At 45.9% G+C, this 14350-nt stretch carries 17 protein-coding genes and 1 pseudogene; 3 read left to right on the forward strand and 15 right to left on the reverse strand.

Annotated elements, in window-relative coordinates:
• Positions 1–41: 41 nt before the first annotated feature.
• Positions 42–167: pseudogene (locus tag CHA6605_RS34790) on the forward strand (transposase); the annotation flags it as partial.
• Positions 168–233: 66 nt separating this feature from the next.
• Here the strand turns inward: CHA6605_RS34790 and CHA6605_RS29945 are convergent.
• From CHA6605_RS29945 to CHA6605_RS29960, 4 genes are all read right to left on the reverse strand, one after another.
• Positions 234–1115 (reverse strand): NAD(P)-dependent oxidoreductase, encoded by an 882-nt coding sequence (locus CHA6605_RS29945; RefSeq protein ID WP_015328919.1) that lies wholly within the window; start codon positions 1113–1115, stop codon positions 234–236.
• Between the two features lie 129 nt (positions 1116–1244).
• Positions 1245–1805 carry a glutathione S-transferase family protein gene (locus CHA6605_RS32255; RefSeq protein WP_015328920.1) on the reverse strand — a complete coding sequence of 187 codons (561 nt, stop codon included), beginning with the start codon at positions 1803–1805 and terminating at the stop codon, positions 1245–1247.
• Positions 1806–1809: 4 nt separating this feature from the next.
• A complete protein-coding gene (locus tag CHA6605_RS29955) occupies positions 1810–2106 on the reverse strand; it encodes a DUF1330 domain-containing protein (protein WP_015328921.1) in 297 nt (98 codons plus the stop codon).
• A 63-nt stretch (positions 2107–2169) separates the two neighbouring features.
• Positions 2170–2961, reverse strand: a complete 792-nt coding sequence (locus tag CHA6605_RS29960) for an SDR family oxidoreductase (protein WP_015328922.1) — start codon at positions 2959–2961, stop codon at positions 2170–2172.
• 135 nt (positions 2962–3096) lie between these two features.
• Here CHA6605_RS29960 and CHA6605_RS29965 point away from each other — a divergent pair, with 135 nt between their 5' ends.
• Entirely contained in the window at positions 3097–4005 is a 909-nt protein-coding gene (locus tag CHA6605_RS29965) for a LysR family transcriptional regulator (protein ID WP_041550470.1), read from the forward strand.
• 85 nt (positions 4006–4090) lie between these two features.
• Here CHA6605_RS29965 and CHA6605_RS29970 read toward each other — a convergent pair whose 3' ends face one another.
• The 11 genes from CHA6605_RS29970 to CHA6605_RS30020 all read right to left on the reverse strand — a co-directional run bounded on the left by CHA6605_RS29970 (position 4091) and on the right by CHA6605_RS30020 (position 12418).
• Complete coding sequence (locus CHA6605_RS29970) at positions 4091–4540, reverse strand: GNAT family N-acetyltransferase (protein ID WP_015328924.1); 450 nt, start codon at positions 4538–4540, stop codon at positions 4091–4093.
• A gap of 17 nt (positions 4541–4557) precedes the next feature.
• The gene (locus CHA6605_RS29975; RefSeq protein ID WP_015328925.1) at positions 4558–5277 is read right to left on the reverse strand and encodes a molybdopterin-dependent oxidoreductase; all 720 of its coding nucleotides are present in this window, start codon (positions 5275–5277) and stop codon (positions 4558–4560) included.
• A 73-nt stretch (positions 5278–5350) separates the two neighbouring features.
• Entirely contained in the window at positions 5351–5827 is a 477-nt protein-coding gene (locus tag CHA6605_RS29980) for a GNAT family N-acetyltransferase (protein WP_015328926.1), read from the reverse strand.
• 112 nt (positions 5828–5939) lie between these two features.
• Positions 5940–6539, reverse strand: coding sequence for a cytochrome b/b6 domain-containing protein (locus CHA6605_RS29985; RefSeq protein ID WP_015328927.1), 600 nt, complete (start codon positions 6537–6539; stop codon positions 5940–5942).
• A 33-nt stretch (positions 6540–6572) separates the two neighbouring features.
• A complete protein-coding gene (locus CHA6605_RS29990) occupies positions 6573–7265 on the reverse strand; it encodes a cytochrome c biogenesis CcdA family protein (protein WP_015328928.1) in 693 nt (230 codons plus the stop codon).
• Positions 7262–7840 (reverse strand): redoxin family protein, encoded by a 579-nt coding sequence (locus tag CHA6605_RS29995; protein ID WP_015328929.1) that lies wholly within the window; start codon positions 7838–7840, stop codon positions 7262–7264. The genes CHA6605_RS29990 and CHA6605_RS29995 overlap by 4 nt, the downstream gene beginning before the upstream one ends.
• Positions 7841–7944: 104 nt before the next feature.
• Positions 7945–9003, reverse strand: coding sequence for a DMT family transporter (locus tag CHA6605_RS30000; protein ID WP_051039068.1), 1059 nt, complete (start codon positions 9001–9003; stop codon positions 7945–7947).
• A gap of 572 nt (positions 9004–9575) precedes the next feature.
• A complete protein-coding gene (locus CHA6605_RS30005; protein ID WP_015328931.1) occupies positions 9576–10115 on the reverse strand; it encodes an AAA family ATPase in 540 nt (179 codons plus the stop codon).
• 211 nt (positions 10116–10326) lie between these two features.
• Positions 10327–10914 carry a hypothetical protein gene (locus CHA6605_RS30010; protein ID WP_015328932.1) on the reverse strand — a complete coding sequence of 196 codons (588 nt, stop codon included), beginning with the start codon at positions 10912–10914 and terminating at the stop codon, positions 10327–10329.
• Between the two features lie 18 nt (positions 10915–10932).
• Positions 10933–11553 (reverse strand): flavodoxin family protein, encoded by a 621-nt coding sequence (locus CHA6605_RS30015; RefSeq protein ID WP_315874962.1) that lies wholly within the window; start codon positions 11551–11553, stop codon positions 10933–10935.
• Between the two features lie 52 nt (positions 11554–11605).
• A complete protein-coding gene (locus CHA6605_RS30020; protein WP_015328934.1) occupies positions 11606–12418 on the reverse strand; it encodes a helix-turn-helix domain-containing protein in 813 nt (270 codons plus the stop codon).
• Between the two features lie 483 nt (positions 12419–12901).
• Between CHA6605_RS30020 and CHA6605_RS30025 the strand changes: the two genes are divergently transcribed.
• Positions 12902–14326: a sensor histidine kinase gene (locus CHA6605_RS30025; protein WP_015328935.1), complete on the forward strand. Its 1425-nt coding sequence runs from the start codon at positions 12902–12904 to the stop codon at positions 14324–14326.
• Positions 14327–14350: the final 24 nt, after the last annotated feature.

A 14350-nucleotide genomic window follows, 5' to 3' on the forward strand; every position in this document is an offset into this window, starting at 1 on the left:
TTTCACCTGAATTCTCTGCTGAATTTACCTAATGCAACAGTAACAGAACTACTAGTGGTGTGACCGAGGAAATTAATACTAAAATCAAGCTAATTCTCAGGCAAAGTTATGGCTTTGTCAGTTTTGAATTGATGAGAGAAAAACTATTGGCTTGCTTATTCAAATAAGCTGCGCTGCGCCTATTTGAATAATTTTAGTTTATCACTCTAAGTCCGAAAGAGCCAAATTCTTGTCTAAATAGTAGGGATATATAGCCGAACAACCCCTGTAATGTTGTTGTTGCCAAAACCTAGATCGATCGCTGCCTGAAAAATGTTGTGAATGGCTGTAGATAATGGCATTGAAGCATCAGCCGCTTGTGCGGTTTGCAGAACATACCGAAAATCCTTTTCCACTAAATCGATCGGGAATAGTGGTGCATGATTATTCGTTACCATGAGACTGCCAGCTACTTTTGCTGCTGGACTGATGACGGGTAATTCACCGAGACTTGCCATCGCTCGATCGCTTGAAATTCCTTGCTTGTCTAGTAGCCCAAGTATTTCTGCTAATGCCGCAACCTGAACGCCAAACAGGGCATTAACGGCAAGTTTCATGGCCATCCCGCTACCGATCGAACCCAGATGATGCACGATCGCACCCCCTGCGGCTAACAGCACAGGCTCCGCTGTTGTTAAGACTTCCGCATTGCCGCCAACCAGATAAATCAGTTTTCCAGCTTCCGCTTGTGGACGCGAGCCGACAACTGGCGCATCGAGAAATGCCGATCCATGTCGCTCGATTGCTGCTGCCAATTCGATCGACCATTCTACCGTTAGGGTGCTAGATTCGATCGCGATCGCCTCTTTTCCCAAACCTAAGATCGCCCCAGATTCTGGATCGAGCCAAACCTGTCGAGAGGCATCATTATCTCTGACCATACTAATTATAATATCAGCTCGATCGGCAGCTTCTCTGGGCGTTACTGCATAAATAGCTCCTCGATCGAGCAGTGGCTGTACTTTATCCGCCGTGCGGTTGTAAATCGTGACTGGATAACCAGCAGCGAGCAGGTTTTGCACCAGCCGCGATCCCATCGCGCCTGTACCTAAAACGGCAATTTTCTTGGTATTCATAGCTATTTATGTAAAATTATCGCGATTGATTCGATCGCCAATGTGGTGGATAGGTGCGTTGATAACCGGGCAAAGCGACGATCGTGCTTTCCCAGCGCATGATGTTTACAGCGTTTGCCAGCAGATCGGCTAATGTCTGGCTGATGGGATCTTGTTTTTAGTGAGGGCACGTCGAAGCCATTGCCAACTGGGATAAAACGTAATGTCAGTTGCACTCAACGAACCCTCATATAGATACTGTTGTTGAGATAATCGAGAATCGATCTGCTGAATTTCAGCCATAACTATCTCGATCGCGGCAGCAATTTCATCAACTCGATCTTCAACCCGATCGCGGAAAATTGCTTGGGCTACGGTTGCTAATGCTGGACATAAATTATGCTCGAAATCCATTAACCATTGCCAGATTGCCGCTGTCGAAATCGGATCGATTCCTAATAGCGGTGGAGTGGGTTGCAACCGATCGAGATAGGCGATAATTGCCAGAGATTCACGCACGATCGCATCCCCTACCCGCAAGACTGGTACTTGTCCGCGAGGATTAAGATTTAAGAAATCGGCAGACTTATGTTCGTTCGCCGCAGCATCTAATTGTCGAGAAATATAGTCGATTTCTTTAACTTCTAGTGCCAGCATCACTCGCCAAGCGGGTGGGCTGCCGCTAATCCAAAAAAGTTCTGGTTTGGTCATTTCGTTAGAGTGTATTGCAAGCAAAAGTTCGGAGATATTTGAAAGCTCGTTCTCGATCGGGAATCATCGCACCATACGCATCGCTGGCGAGAAACTGTTTCATGGCTTCCAAGCTAGGGAATTCCATTACTGCGACCAAATCGAAGGGATGTTCGCCGACTAAGGCTTCGATGCCCTGATAGCGACCCAGAATTTTGACACCTGCCTGTTCGAGTAATGGGATTACCCCTTGTGCGTAACGTTCCAGTGATTCGGCACCATTTTCAGCTAGATTGCCAACAGTAATCATGATGGTAGACATTGGGACGACTCTGTTAGATTGAATTGTGTTAATGAGGGACTGTTCGGTAACAGTCCCGATCTATTACATCGTGGCGAATTGTTTTTCGATCGCTTTATGGTCTTGCCGCCATGCAGTGTAGACTCGATCTGACATGGGATCGGGGAAGATATCTTCCTGCCCAGCTTCGATCCCCAACAACACCGCCTTGACGATATCCGCAGGACTAGTCTTGGGCATATCGACACCTGCTAACATCTGTGTATCTACAGCACCAGGAAAGACCCCGTGAACGGCGATCCCCTTGGCGGCAACGCTGGCGCGAAGGGATTGTGTCATCGACCAAGCGGCTGCTTTGGAAGCATTATAGACAGCTAATCCTGGCATACTGGCAAGGGCAACTAAGGTTAGAATATTGACAATCGCCCCACCATTGTTACGCTCGATTACTGGAACGAATGCCCGTGCCATATTCAGAGAACCATAGAAATTGGTATTAAACTGGCTGGAGATAGTCTCTGTGGGTACTTCGAGGATATTGCCAAAGGCGAGAATGCCCGCATTATTAATCAAGAGATTGACATCAGGTGCTTGTGAGGGCAAGGCATGGACGAGGCTATGGTTGGTGACATCGAGTTGAAGTGGGATGACTCGGCGCGGATCGAGAGCCGTTACTGCTGTCAAGCTATCAATTTTGCGGGCAGTTGCATAAACCTTCGTAACCCCAGCTTGTAATAGTCCATTGACGAAGGCATAGCCAATGCCGCGATTGGCACCAGTCACTAGTGCAATTGCATCTTGAATGTTCACGATCTGTTGCTCCTTGAGATTCCAGGTGGTTTGGTAGTCGATCGAATCGAGCGATAACAACACCATACTTGCTGTAAAAGTAGCAGTAAATATAATTCAACGCACATCTCTCGTGCGTTTTTCGCATCAATGGCTGTTAACTGGTGTAAAATTACCATGAGTAAAACAATGAATCGGCAAATTAGTGTCGATCGATTGGAAATGGATGTATCCGGATTACAAATCTTTGTGGAGGTAGTGAGGCAGGGTAGTTTTGCCGCTGTTGCTCGCAATCGCAATCTCGATCCGTCTTCAGTTTCGCGATCGATCGCCAGTTTGGAAGCAGAATTGGGGATCGGGTTATTTCAGCGGACGACGCGCCAATTGTCGCTTACCGAGGCGGGAGCGACTTATTTCGATCGCATCGAACCGCTGATTGAAGAAATCCAGCAAGCCACCAACATCGCTACAGATGTCTCTGGGCAACCCCAAGGCACCTTGCGCGTTACGGCTTCCGTTTCATTCGGGCACAAATGTATCGTGCCACTTTTAGCAGAATTCCAACGGTTGTATCCCGATTTGACAATCGATCTCCTGCTCGCCGATACAGTTGTCGATTTGGTAGTTGACAGAATCGATCTCGCGGTACGACTGGGACTCCTGGCAGATTCGACCCTAATTGCCCAACAACTGATGCGAACCCACTATTCGGTGTGCGCTAGTCCAGATTATCTGAAGCGATCGAGCAAAATCCAGTACCCCAGAGATTTGGAGCACCATAATTGTCTACTATTTCCACTCGCCGGATTTCGATCGAGATGGATCTTCAAGAATCGCCAGGGAGAACTAAGTGAAATTCCCATCTTTGGACGCACGGTGATTTCTAGTGCGATCGCGCTTGGGCAATGCGCGATCGCGGGGATGGGTATAGCACTGCTCCCAAACTGGTTAATTGCCGCAGATCTCCGATCGGGTAATCTGGTTGATGTTTTTCCTGATTATGCCGTAACCGCAACTGACTTTAACACCGCAGCTTGGCTAGTCTATCCTTCTCGTGCCTACGTTCCGCTCAAAGTGAGGATATTGATTGAATTTCTCAAAAAGTCGATTTCAGGTTCGGCTGAGGTTTAATGATTAAATTCGGCTTTCATCCTAAAGTGCAACTACCGATGTATTCTCCCGATTTGGCGATCGCGATCTGAGCGATTGACATCAGTTACAAATTGACTGACATCAATACATATTTTTCGCGCGTCTTGAAATTGGATCGTTCGTACAGTCGATGAGCCTTAGTATTAGTTCTCGCGACTTCTAGATGAATCGCTCGAATATCGAGATCTTTTGCGGCTAGTTCGATCGATTCTAAGGTTTGCGTGCCGATCCCTCTGCCACGAAATTCTGGATTAATATAAAACTCATCGATGAAGGCATCTTTGCCACCGAATTCAATACTATAGCCAACACACAGTGTGATATAACCAACAGGTTGAAGATCGCTGTAAATTATCCAAATTCCACCGAATTCTTTATTGCCTAATAAAGTTATCAACGAACTTTTTCGGCGATCGTCTGCAATCTGAAGATTCTCAAATTCATGGAAAGCTCGAACGAGTGGTAACAGGATTTCTAGATCGGCGATCGAGGCGATTTTAATCTCTACTTTCATTGTAAATATTTAGATCGCTAAATCCCAGCAAACCATTCATAACCTTGTTCTTCCCAGTAACCTTTCCCACCTTTAGGAATTTGACTGGTAAAAGTAACTTTTGTGACCCATTTTGATAGTTTATAGCCCAATTTAATCGGCGATGCGAGGCGAAGTGGCGCACCATTATCGTCAGGCAGTGGTTGTCCATTCATTTGATAAGCGAGTAAGGTTTGCGGGTGAATGGCAGAAGCCAGATCCCAACTTTCAGTATATTTATCTGCCGATTGAAATAAGACATATCTAGCACTATCTTTCGGTTGCACCATTTTGGCTAAATCGCGGATTCGGAAACCACCCCATTGAACGATCACCGCCCAGCCTTCGACGCAAACATGTTGCATAATTATTGACGTTGATGGAATTTGTTTTAAAGCTGTTAATTTCAGCTCCATCGGAAATTTCACTTCGCCATCGATAGTCAACCGATATTCATCGGGATCGATTTCAGGAGTACCCTCATAACTATTAAGTAGTAGAGCTTTGGGATCGATCGCACTTTTAGAAAATTCAGGGATGAGCAATTGAGGTCTGACAAGTAATTCACCAAACGACTGATTTAATGGTTCTGATAGCTCGCCGATCTTAGTAGTCAATTCGCTACTACAACTTCCAAGCAGATAACCGATACCGGATATCCCTAACAGTTGAATAGCTTGGCGACGAGTGAGATGATTGGGGAGTTCGATCTGATTCATAGAGATTAATGTGGTAGAAGAGTGAAAATATAATTAGTCGAGTAAATGTAAATAGTTCGATCGCCTGGTATTATCATCCGTCTGCGCTAAGCTGTTTGCGAAAGACAATTTTATCGACACTATCTGCATAAAAGTCACGAATCCTTGCCTCTTCTACATAACCTTGATGGCGATAAAATGCCCGCACGTATTCAAAATCTTCAGTCCCAGCCGTTTCTACTAATAGCAAGCGTTCGCCGCGTTTAGCCAACATCTGTTCCACATGGGCGAGTATCGCTGTACCGCGTCCTTGCTGTTGGCGATCGGGATGGACGGCAATTAAATACAGATTCCAAGTCCCCTGAGTCATTCGCTCTGGTGCTACATATACGACGCTCACTAGCCCATTGTCGTCGTCAGTAAGCCAGAAGTCATGGCTATTAACTGCGTCATCGAAATGCCGCGTCAGCAAGTCCGAGAGTTCCTCGATCTCGTTTGGCTCGAATGGAATCGCTGCTTTGGCTAGAGCGATTAATGCCGCAGTATCATCAGGTGCGATCGATCGAATCATGGTTGTATCGTTGTATCTGGTTGAGTTGGTTGGGTTGCTGTTGTTGGGTAAGGATTGACATGGATCGACAGTTGAATTGCGATCGTCAATTGTGTAATGTTGCCATAAATTTTTAAGGTTGAAACATCGATCGAGTCAAACTCAATCCGCCAGCCCTAATTCCCATAACCACATGAAACAGGATAAATAATAATGAGATTGGCACCGTCAAAAAATGTACCGTCCGTAAAATCTGCCAATTGATAAATAGTCCTGCTAGCCAATGTAATTGAGCGGGTTTGTACATTGCCAATCCTGATGCGATCGACAGTAATAACACCGGAATAATTCCCGTGTAGATGATGCGGTGCCAAGCATAAGTACGTCGCTTAGGATTTTGCCCGACTTTCAAGGCTTTAAGATCTTGTTCGGAGACAAATTTCCTTTTCCAGCGTTTAGTTAGGAAGATATAAATCCCATAAATTAGTAAGGTAAAGGCAAACACCCACATAGCTGCAAAGTGCCAATTTCGACCGCCAGCTAACCAACCGCCTAAAGTTGCCCACTTCGGAAAAGACCAACCACCTTTACCGCCAAATACTGGAGTCGCATTGTAGATTTGCAAACCACTACCAATCATGATAAACAGACTGATAATAATTAAACCGTGGAGGATTTTAACGAAGTTTGTTTGTGGTGGAACGGGTGGAGATTTTTTTGGTTTTTTATTCATGGTAAATAGCGACGATCGCTCTCGATCTATTATTTATAAAGGAAGTTTGGGAAATAAAGGAGCCAACCAAAGTTGAAGTTCGACATCCCAACCGAATAAAATGGCGATCGCCGTTCCTGCCATCAGTATCCCGCCAATCCGTTGCAATGTCCCCGCGTAGGGTAACAATCGCCGTGAAGAATTGCTGATGTGACGACTACTATACGCGATCGCCAGCAGCGGAATTCCGGCTCCTAAGCCGTAGACAGTTAATAATGCCAGCGCACCCAAAACCTCATGGTGGACGGCTGCCAGGACTAAAATACTGCCCAATGCTGGCCCCGCACAGGGTGTCCATAATAATCCCAACTGAGTGCCGATCCAGAATTCGCTCCACAAGCCTGGTTCCTTCGGTTCCCACGCTTTACCGAATTGTAAAGAGCTGCTTAAGCGGTAGCTCAAGGTCGGGAAAATTGCCAATACCCCCAAGCCAAAGAGCAAGCCTACCGCCACATTTCGCAGCAAATTGGCAAAACCAACGAACCAGGAACTGGCGACACCTAAAAGGCTACCGATGAGGGCAAAACCGCTCACCAAGCCCAATACCAACATCACTGGGCCGAGTCGATGAGACTTGAACGATCGACCTAATACTAATGGGATGACTGGTAAGACGCAGGGTGAGAGAATAGTTAACAGTCCACCACCGAGGGCGAAACCGAAGGTTAGGGGTGAAATTTCATTCATGCTGACTGTCCCAATAACTGCCGAATTTTCGCTTCAGTTTCGGCGTAAGCTCCCTCGCCAATATGGTCGTAACGAATGATGCCCTGTCTGTCGGCTAAAAATAAATGCGGCCAATATTCATTCTTAAATGCTTTCCAAGTTTGAAAGTCATTATCTACACCGACAGGGTAAGTAATCCCATGTTTGGCAATCGCCCGACGAATATTTTTACGATCGCGCTCGAACGGAAATTCTGGTGTATGAATCCCGATCGTTTGCAATCCCTTGGCTGCATACTTTTTATGCCAACTGGTGACGTAGGGTAATGTCCGTTGACAATTGATACAACCTAATGTCCAAATTTGAACTAAAACGACTTTTCCGAGTAAATCGTTGGTTGTAATCGGACTCGAATTCATCCACTCGCTAATCCCTTGAAATTCTGGTAATCGATTTGCAGATGTGGCGATTGATTTAGTTTCAGGTGTGATAATTTGGGATGCCAAGGGACGAGTCGTACAGCTAGCTATTTGCCAGCCGAGCGTTCCCAATCCTAGATAAGTTAAAAATTTCCGTCGTGGTAATGATAATGGCATAATTTTGTGTACTTGGTTGATAACTTAAATACAAATTAGATTGATAATTAGATTCAATACTGACGAACGATTTAGTAACTTTATTTGGTTGCAGATTAATTTATCTAGATTCCTCTGAATCCCATTCTGGCTTCAATTTCCTGCTCCGTTTCGATCGAATTAACTCCCATCCTGTTGAGCCGTTCGGTTCTGGCTTTAATTCCCACTCGACCTAAAAATAGACCTAGTAAAATTACCATCCCGCCGATATATTGAGCGCGAGTTGGCATTTCACCCAGGATTAAATATGCGGCTAAAATACCCACGATCGGGGCAAAAGAACCGACGAGCGAGGCAGTGGCGATCGATGAATTCCGCAAACCAGCATTCCATAAAGATTGCCCGATGACGACGATAACCGTCCCGTATAGCAACATCCACTGCCAAAGAAATGGCGATAATACGCCAGTAAAATGCTCGGCACCATACATCCACAATGCCAACCAGAAATAAACGATCGTTCCCAATCCAGTTCGCATGGTGTTATGAATGCCCAATGGCACATGAGTCAGGTACTTTTTGGCAACGATCGTGGCAACAGATAAACAAATCGCCCCCGATACCGCCATTAGTTCCCCCAATCCAACCTGCAATCCAGCTACTGTAGCCATGTGCGAGCGATCGGTTTGCAAGACGATCGTCAGTACCACCCCCGTAAAAGCCACGATCGATCCCAGTATTTCCCACCGATTGAGTCGTTCCCGTAATAGCCAGATCGATAATGCCAGTGTCAATGGTGGCTCCAATCGACCGAGTAGCAAGACATTTGTGACTGGAGTTAATGACAATGCTTGAAAGATTAAGCCTGGAGCCAGCGCGCCAGATAAGATCGCCACAGCGACCAAACCGAGCCATTCCCGCCTCGATATTTGCCGCCAAGTATTCCGGCTCCACTGGTGACGGTGGAGCGCGATTAGCACCAACAGCGCACAGAGATTGCCCGTAAACAGGACATTACAGTAAGAAATCGGGTTGTGCCCGCCGACGAAATGCTCGGCACCGATTTCAGTAATCTTCCGCGTGACGGCACTAGCAGAGCCGAAGATCGGGATTGCCAACCACAAATAAACGTGTCCGGGGATGCGTGAGGTTAAGTTTGTCAGTCGTTGGGAGAATGTAAGCATCGTGAGTACGGGGAATAACGGCATCGACTAGATCGGATGCAGGTATAGACCGATTTTAAACTCACAACCTGAGTTTCTCCTGAGAAAACGATTAAGAATTTGGTAGCAAAATCTGTGCTAATTTCTCAGCCAATCTTTAACCCCAAATCATTCACAACCGAAAGATAACAGCCATACTAAAGAAATTCATGGGACTACTTGGTACCGAAACCTAGAGCGTGTCATCAATTAAATCTGGATACCCGATTGCCTCAAGTTTTGAACCGATCGGGTGCGATCGCATCATCAACAGCTACAATCATTCAGGATAGAGACTTCGATTGCTAATTGACGATCGACCCCCAGTAGTCGATCGCTAATTTGTTTACTGATGCTTGCCATTGACAAGTTTCGATTCAACTTAAATTATGAGTAATCTTTAAGCGATCGCCTCAAGCCAATTAAAAGTCAAACGAGCACAAATAAGTCTCAAATTTTTGCCTTTACAGACATCTAACGACCCCGTTCACCCGCCGCTAGTAACCTCTCGGACTTAGCCAACCGCCTGATACGGTCGTGGTGCAACGGGATTGTTATGCTGCCGCGATCGCCTGCAAAAATACCACATTAACAGACCTCACAACTTGCTCCAGTGTTTGGTGTGACGTATCAATAATTGGTAAGTCTTTACGTTGTGCTTGCTTTCGTAAGAAGGTTGCCCAATTTTTCATATCTTGATTAACTAAATCTGGTTGTTGCCGATTATGGATAAGCCGCTCACGCATTGTTTCCCAGTCACAGTCAATAAGCACAATGAAGTACCTTGCAATCTCAAACTTATGAAATGCAGCCTCGATAAAATCTAAATTGACTTGCCCTTCAATGACAACAATCTTTTTATCCTGATACTTAACAGTAATCTTTTCGATCCATCGGTATGTTGTAAGCTCTTGCCACTTCTCCCCTGAACCTGCTTGCTCGATCATTTCTTCGGGTGAGGGAACTCCAATAGAGTCGAAATGCAAAAACGCATAATCATCAAAGGAATGATAGTGTGCTTTCAGCTTCTCAACAATGCTGGTCTTGCCAACACCTGACGCACCCGACAGAAAGACAATTGCTGGGATTTCCATAGCCGACCCCCTACGCCGTAATTAACGAGCTTGCATCTTCACCCCCATTGTTACGCTCCCAGCTTCAAGCCACTGACTTGCTGAAGACTTTGCTGCATAACGGTGAAGGTCAGCGGACACAAATACTCTTTGCAACTCACCAACCACTTGACATTGTTCCGGTGCATTGGGATTGTTATGCGGTGTCGCTAAGGGTGTTGCACAAAAATGTTTAAGTAGAGTCAAGACGATTGAGAATCTCGCAACCTCGTGGCGATAGCCGATAGCCTCCGCGCGCAATACTTTCAGTGAGTCCAATCTCCTTGAGTTTACGTACCTTGACTTTGAGTATTTGTGGATCTAGATGTGCTGAAGCTGCAAGCTCTGTAGCACGCAAACCTGGATGCTGTTCGATCAGTCGTAAAACTGTCATCGTCCAGGAACCCTCTTGGCTTTTTAGATCGAGTTGCGTGAGCTTTCGATGAACTTCAGCTAGTTCGTCATCGGTAAGATCGATCTGCTCTCTCAGCACTTCACGAGGATCTTGTCCCACAAAGTGAAAACTAATGCGATATACTTCACCATCTCCATTTTTGTTTAGCGTGTGCAATAATTCTGAGCAAGATGAGTAACCAGCCTTTTGAGCCTCTTCTTGTGTAATTTCATTAATATTAATCACAGTCACTGCGTCGATCGCCAAAATACCGACGACTGTTCTAAGCTGACCACCCGTTTTAACCGTTGGGCGCTTCCACCGACGAAATGCTAACGTGACTGTTCCATCTGCGATCCACTCAAGAACTTGATGCTTGATTAACATGATGACAAAAGGTTGGAGCTATTTGATTCGATGCACCCATTTTGCGATGTGTTGTCCAAAGTGTTCGCAGCTTAGGCGGTCGCCTGGATGAAGTTCTGGCTCTTTTCGCTCAAAGTCTAAATAGGTTTGTCCCATCACACCCAAATAAGATCCGAGGCGATTTGTTTCATCGATTGTACCTCTTGCTGTGCAATCAATTTCTCCAGGATTTACCCACACCATGCCATGTTGGGCTGCTAGAATGCTGAAATAAATCAATGTATTCAGTTTGTCACCACTGAGAGCCGCACCATGCGTAAATCCACCTGCTAGTTTATCTTTCCAAGATTCCGCAAACCATGTCTCACTGGTGAAATCAGCGAATGCTTTGAACTGAGCAGCAGCCCCACCCATATAGGTCGGAGAACCAAATAGAATTGCATCTGCCATTTGGAGGCTTTCCATAAACTTTTCATCGAACCACCGCCCATCTTTGATTTGTATTCCTTCAATTCGCAGTAAATCAACGCGAGTATCGGCGTGACGAACCCCAGAGGCGATCGCTTCAGCCATAAGATGCGTATTTCCCGTACCAGAAAAATAGATAATTGCGACGCTGCCCATCATGCTTCCTTCAAAGTGATAGTGAGGTGAAACCATCACAGGACATTATGGAGCAGTATGGCTGCTAAAGGATTGTAAAAAAATGACCTCAATCCCATAGCTCTACATGGCAGGGGTGAACGCCGCGCTTCGCCACATACTCAGTGGGTGTACAAGTTGCAAACGCCCGAAAATCATGGATAAGGTGAGCCTGATCGAAGTAACCACAGATAAAAGCGATATCCGTCCAATCGATCTGCTTTTTGCCCTCTATGAGACGAAGCACTCGCTGCAATCGCCGAACTCGACAATACAATTTGGGGGTTAACCCCACCCGATCGCGAAATAGCTGGTTAAAGTAGCGAGTACTAAACCCTATTTGACTTGTCACTGTACCGATCGGAGAAGTCGGTGAGCGTTCAAACTCCCGCAAGGCAAAATCAATCATTGGATGGCGAGCCAGAGGCTGCATCAAACTTAATAAAAACCGCTCCAGTGCCAGAAAACGGGTTGCTGTCGTCGGGTTTTCTAGCAAGCGATCCCGTAGCTCTGCCGCATTCCCCTTCCACAGTTCTTCCAACGAAATGATTTGATTATGCAATTCCCCCGCAGGAATTGCGAAGAATGCAGCACTTCCTCCTGGCTTAAAATGCGCGCCCATCACGGAACAGTTTCGATCTTTGTCAATGATAAAGCCTTCGGAATGGACACCACAGATCCTTGCACCTTTGGTACTACCAAACTGAGTCTGACTGTAAAGATCGAAGAGTGGGATTTTGTCTTCGTGGAGGTCAATCACCAACTCCATCGAGCCAATCGGCAATACGCACGATCGCGACGGTAAGTTATCTCCTTCCCAGTACCATAGAAATTCAACGAACTGCGAGAGCGGCGATCGAGGCTGGTAAGTCTGATAAATCATATAGTTTTGTCGATTAATCAGCCTCAACAGATAATCTTTAGGCTACAGTACCAGCCTAGAAATTGAGCCGCATAACTATTATTATGCGGAAACTTTCCACCTATCTACCCAGATCTGGGCAGATACACTGAAAAATTTAGCATATTCACTAGCGTAAAAGCCGAAATTTTCCACCGATCCTACTATTCAAGGTGGATCTACTGAATTTGTCAACATATTTTCATCGAACCTCTGCAAATTCACATTCAGCAAGTTCACCTAATTCATCAGCAAGATCTAGAACTATGTAATGGTGCGACAATTTTGGCATTTGCATTCGCTTAGCCGCTCGCGTGTTTAGATTTAATTGATGACACGCCCTAGTATTTCTCAGCAAAAATTAATCTGGCTATTAGGGTCGTCTCATGACGCGATCGACTCTTTAGATTACAGTGAAGAAGAAAATGTTTAAATAACATAAAGTAACGGTGCCACCAAATTCTCATGAAACCCTTCGCTCAACTTAAAGAGAGATTCCATCGAATAAAGCAGCGGCATCTCGACCCAGCTTCGCTTCAGTTTCGACTTACCCTAGAAGTATCATTACTATCAATCCTCGGCTTGAGTAGCGTCGCCGTCTGGACGAGTTGGAAAATGCAACAACTGTTGATTACCACGCATACCCAGCAAGTCGAGTATATTGCCAATCGCTTTCCGCGCGATGTCGAACTTTACAGCGGTATGCTACCAGTCAATGCAGGATTACAAAAAACGATCGATAATGTCTCGGTACCAGGATTGGCAATTTGGTTCAAAAATACGGACGGCACGATGATTTTGGCTAAGTCCAGTCAAACAACTGCCAAACTAATGTCCCTCGGCGATATGCCGCTCGAACCCCAGGTGTACCAAGTCGGCGATCGCTATATGATTTTATATAGTGGCGACGTGAAGACAGCGCGGAATCAGCCACTAGGCAAGGTGTACATGGCGCAGGATGTCACTACCGAGCAATATCAACTAATTACTGCCATTCAAGGACTCACCGCCGTTTGCATTTTAGCAACCCTAGCCACCATCCTGGCGATCGCGATCCGGATTCGGCACTCACTGCAACCTTTACAAGAGATGAGTCGGATGGCAGGGACGATTTCCGCAGCAGATCTCAATAACGCACGATTGCAACTCGGCAACGCGCCAACGGAAGTCAAGGAGTTAGCCCAAGCTTTTAATATTATGCTGTCAGGGTTGGGGGATGCGTGGGAGCAACAACGGCAGTTTATCGGTAATATTTCTCATGAGTTACGCACGCCGTTAACGGTGGTATCTGGCTATTTACAGAGCTTACTGCGCCGCAGTAATAACCTCAACGACTATCAGCGCGAAGCACTCGAAACAGCCGGAGCCGAAGCAGATCGCACCGTCAGGCTACTTCAAGATTTACTAGATTTAGCACGGGCAGATAGTGGTTATACCCGCTATCATTTGGAACCGTTATTATTGAACGATGTGGTGTCAGAAGTAGTCGATATGAATGCCAAGTTCGGCGAAAGATCGATTCAAATCACAGCCACAGAAAATGTCGAAGCGATCGTCGATCGGGAGCGATTGAAACAGGTATTAATCAATTTATTAGATAATGCGATTAAATATTCAACAGCAGCACAACCGATCGATTTGATTGTCGAACGCGACGAAAAACAGGCAATTATTCGGGTTCGAGATCGTGGCATTGGGATTCCCCTCCAAGATCGGGGACGGATTTTTGAACGCTTTTATCGAGTCGATGCAGATCGCGCTCGCACGACTGGTGGCTATGGCTTGGGATTGGCGATCGTCAAGACACTTGTAGAAGGGATGGGTGGCAAAATTATGGTGCGATCGACCGTTGGTGAAGGCAGTGAATTTACGATCGTCTTCCAGCAGTAAAATCCCACTATTGGGAAACATTAA

The organism is Chamaesiphon minutus PCC 6605 (assembly GCF_000317145.1).
GTDB lineage: Bacteria > Cyanobacteriota > Cyanobacteriia > Cyanobacteriales > Chamaesiphonaceae > Chamaesiphon > Chamaesiphon minutus.

Bases quoted from the DNA above. Each gene is read 5' to 3' on its own strand.
- CHA6605_RS29960 (WP_015328922.1), bottom strand. From the start codon at position 2,961: ATGGTGTTGTTATCGCTCGATTCGATCGACTACCAAACCACCTGGAAT.
- CHA6605_RS29975 (WP_015328925.1), bottom strand. From the start codon at position 5,277: ATGAATCAGATCGAACTCCCCAATCATCTCACTCGTCGCCAAGCTATT.
- CHA6605_RS29980 (WP_015328926.1), bottom strand. From the start codon at position 5,827: ATGATTCGATCGATCGCACCTGATGATACTGCGGCATTAATCGCTCTA.
- CHA6605_RS29965 (WP_041550470.1), top strand. From the start codon at position 3,097: ATGGATGTATCCGGATTACAAATCTTTGTGGAGGTAGTGAGGCAGGGT.
- CHA6605_RS30005 (WP_015328931.1), bottom strand. From the start codon at position 10,115: ATGGAAATCCCAGCAATTGTCTTTCTGTCGGGTGCGTCAGGTGTTGGC.
- CHA6605_RS29955 (WP_015328921.1), bottom strand. From the start codon at position 2,106: ATGTCTACCATCATGATTACTGTTGGCAATCTAGCTGAAAATGGTGCC.
- CHA6605_RS29985 (WP_015328927.1), bottom strand. From the start codon at position 6,539: ATGAATAAAAAACCAAAAAAATCTCCACCCGTTCCACCACAAACAAAC.
- CHA6605_RS30015 (WP_315874962.1), bottom strand. From the start codon at position 11,553: ATGGTTTCACCTCACTATCACTTTGAAGGAAGCATGATGGGCAGCGTC.
- CHA6605_RS29995 (WP_015328929.1), bottom strand. From the start codon at position 7,840: ATGCCATTATCATTACCACGACGGAAATTTTTAACTTATCTAGGATTG.
- CHA6605_RS30000 (WP_051039068.1), bottom strand. From the start codon at position 9,003: ATGCTTACATTCTCCCAACGACTGACAAACTTAACCTCACGCATCCCC.
- CHA6605_RS30010 (WP_015328932.1), bottom strand. From the start codon at position 10,914: ATGTTAATCAAGCATCAAGTTCTTGAGTGGATCGCAGATGGAACAGTC.
- CHA6605_RS30020 (WP_015328934.1), bottom strand. From the start codon at position 12,418: ATGATTTATCAGACTTACCAGCCTCGATCGCCGCTCTCGCAGTTCGTT.
- CHA6605_RS32255 (WP_015328920.1), bottom strand. From the start codon at position 1,805: ATGACCAAACCAGAACTTTTTTGGATTAGCGGCAGCCCACCCGCTTGG.
- CHA6605_RS30025 (WP_015328935.1), top strand. From the start codon at position 12,902: ATGAAACCCTTCGCTCAACTTAAAGAGAGATTCCATCGAATAAAGCAG.
- CHA6605_RS29970 (WP_015328924.1), bottom strand. From the start codon at position 4,540: ATGAAAGTAGAGATTAAAATCGCCTCGATCGCCGATCTAGAAATCCTG.
- CHA6605_RS29990 (WP_015328928.1), bottom strand. From the start codon at position 7,265: ATGAATGAAATTTCACCCCTAACCTTCGGTTTCGCCCTCGGTGGTGGA.
- CHA6605_RS29945 (WP_015328919.1), bottom strand. From the start codon at position 1,115: ATGAATACCAAGAAAATTGCCGTTTTAGGTACAGGCGCGATGGGATCG.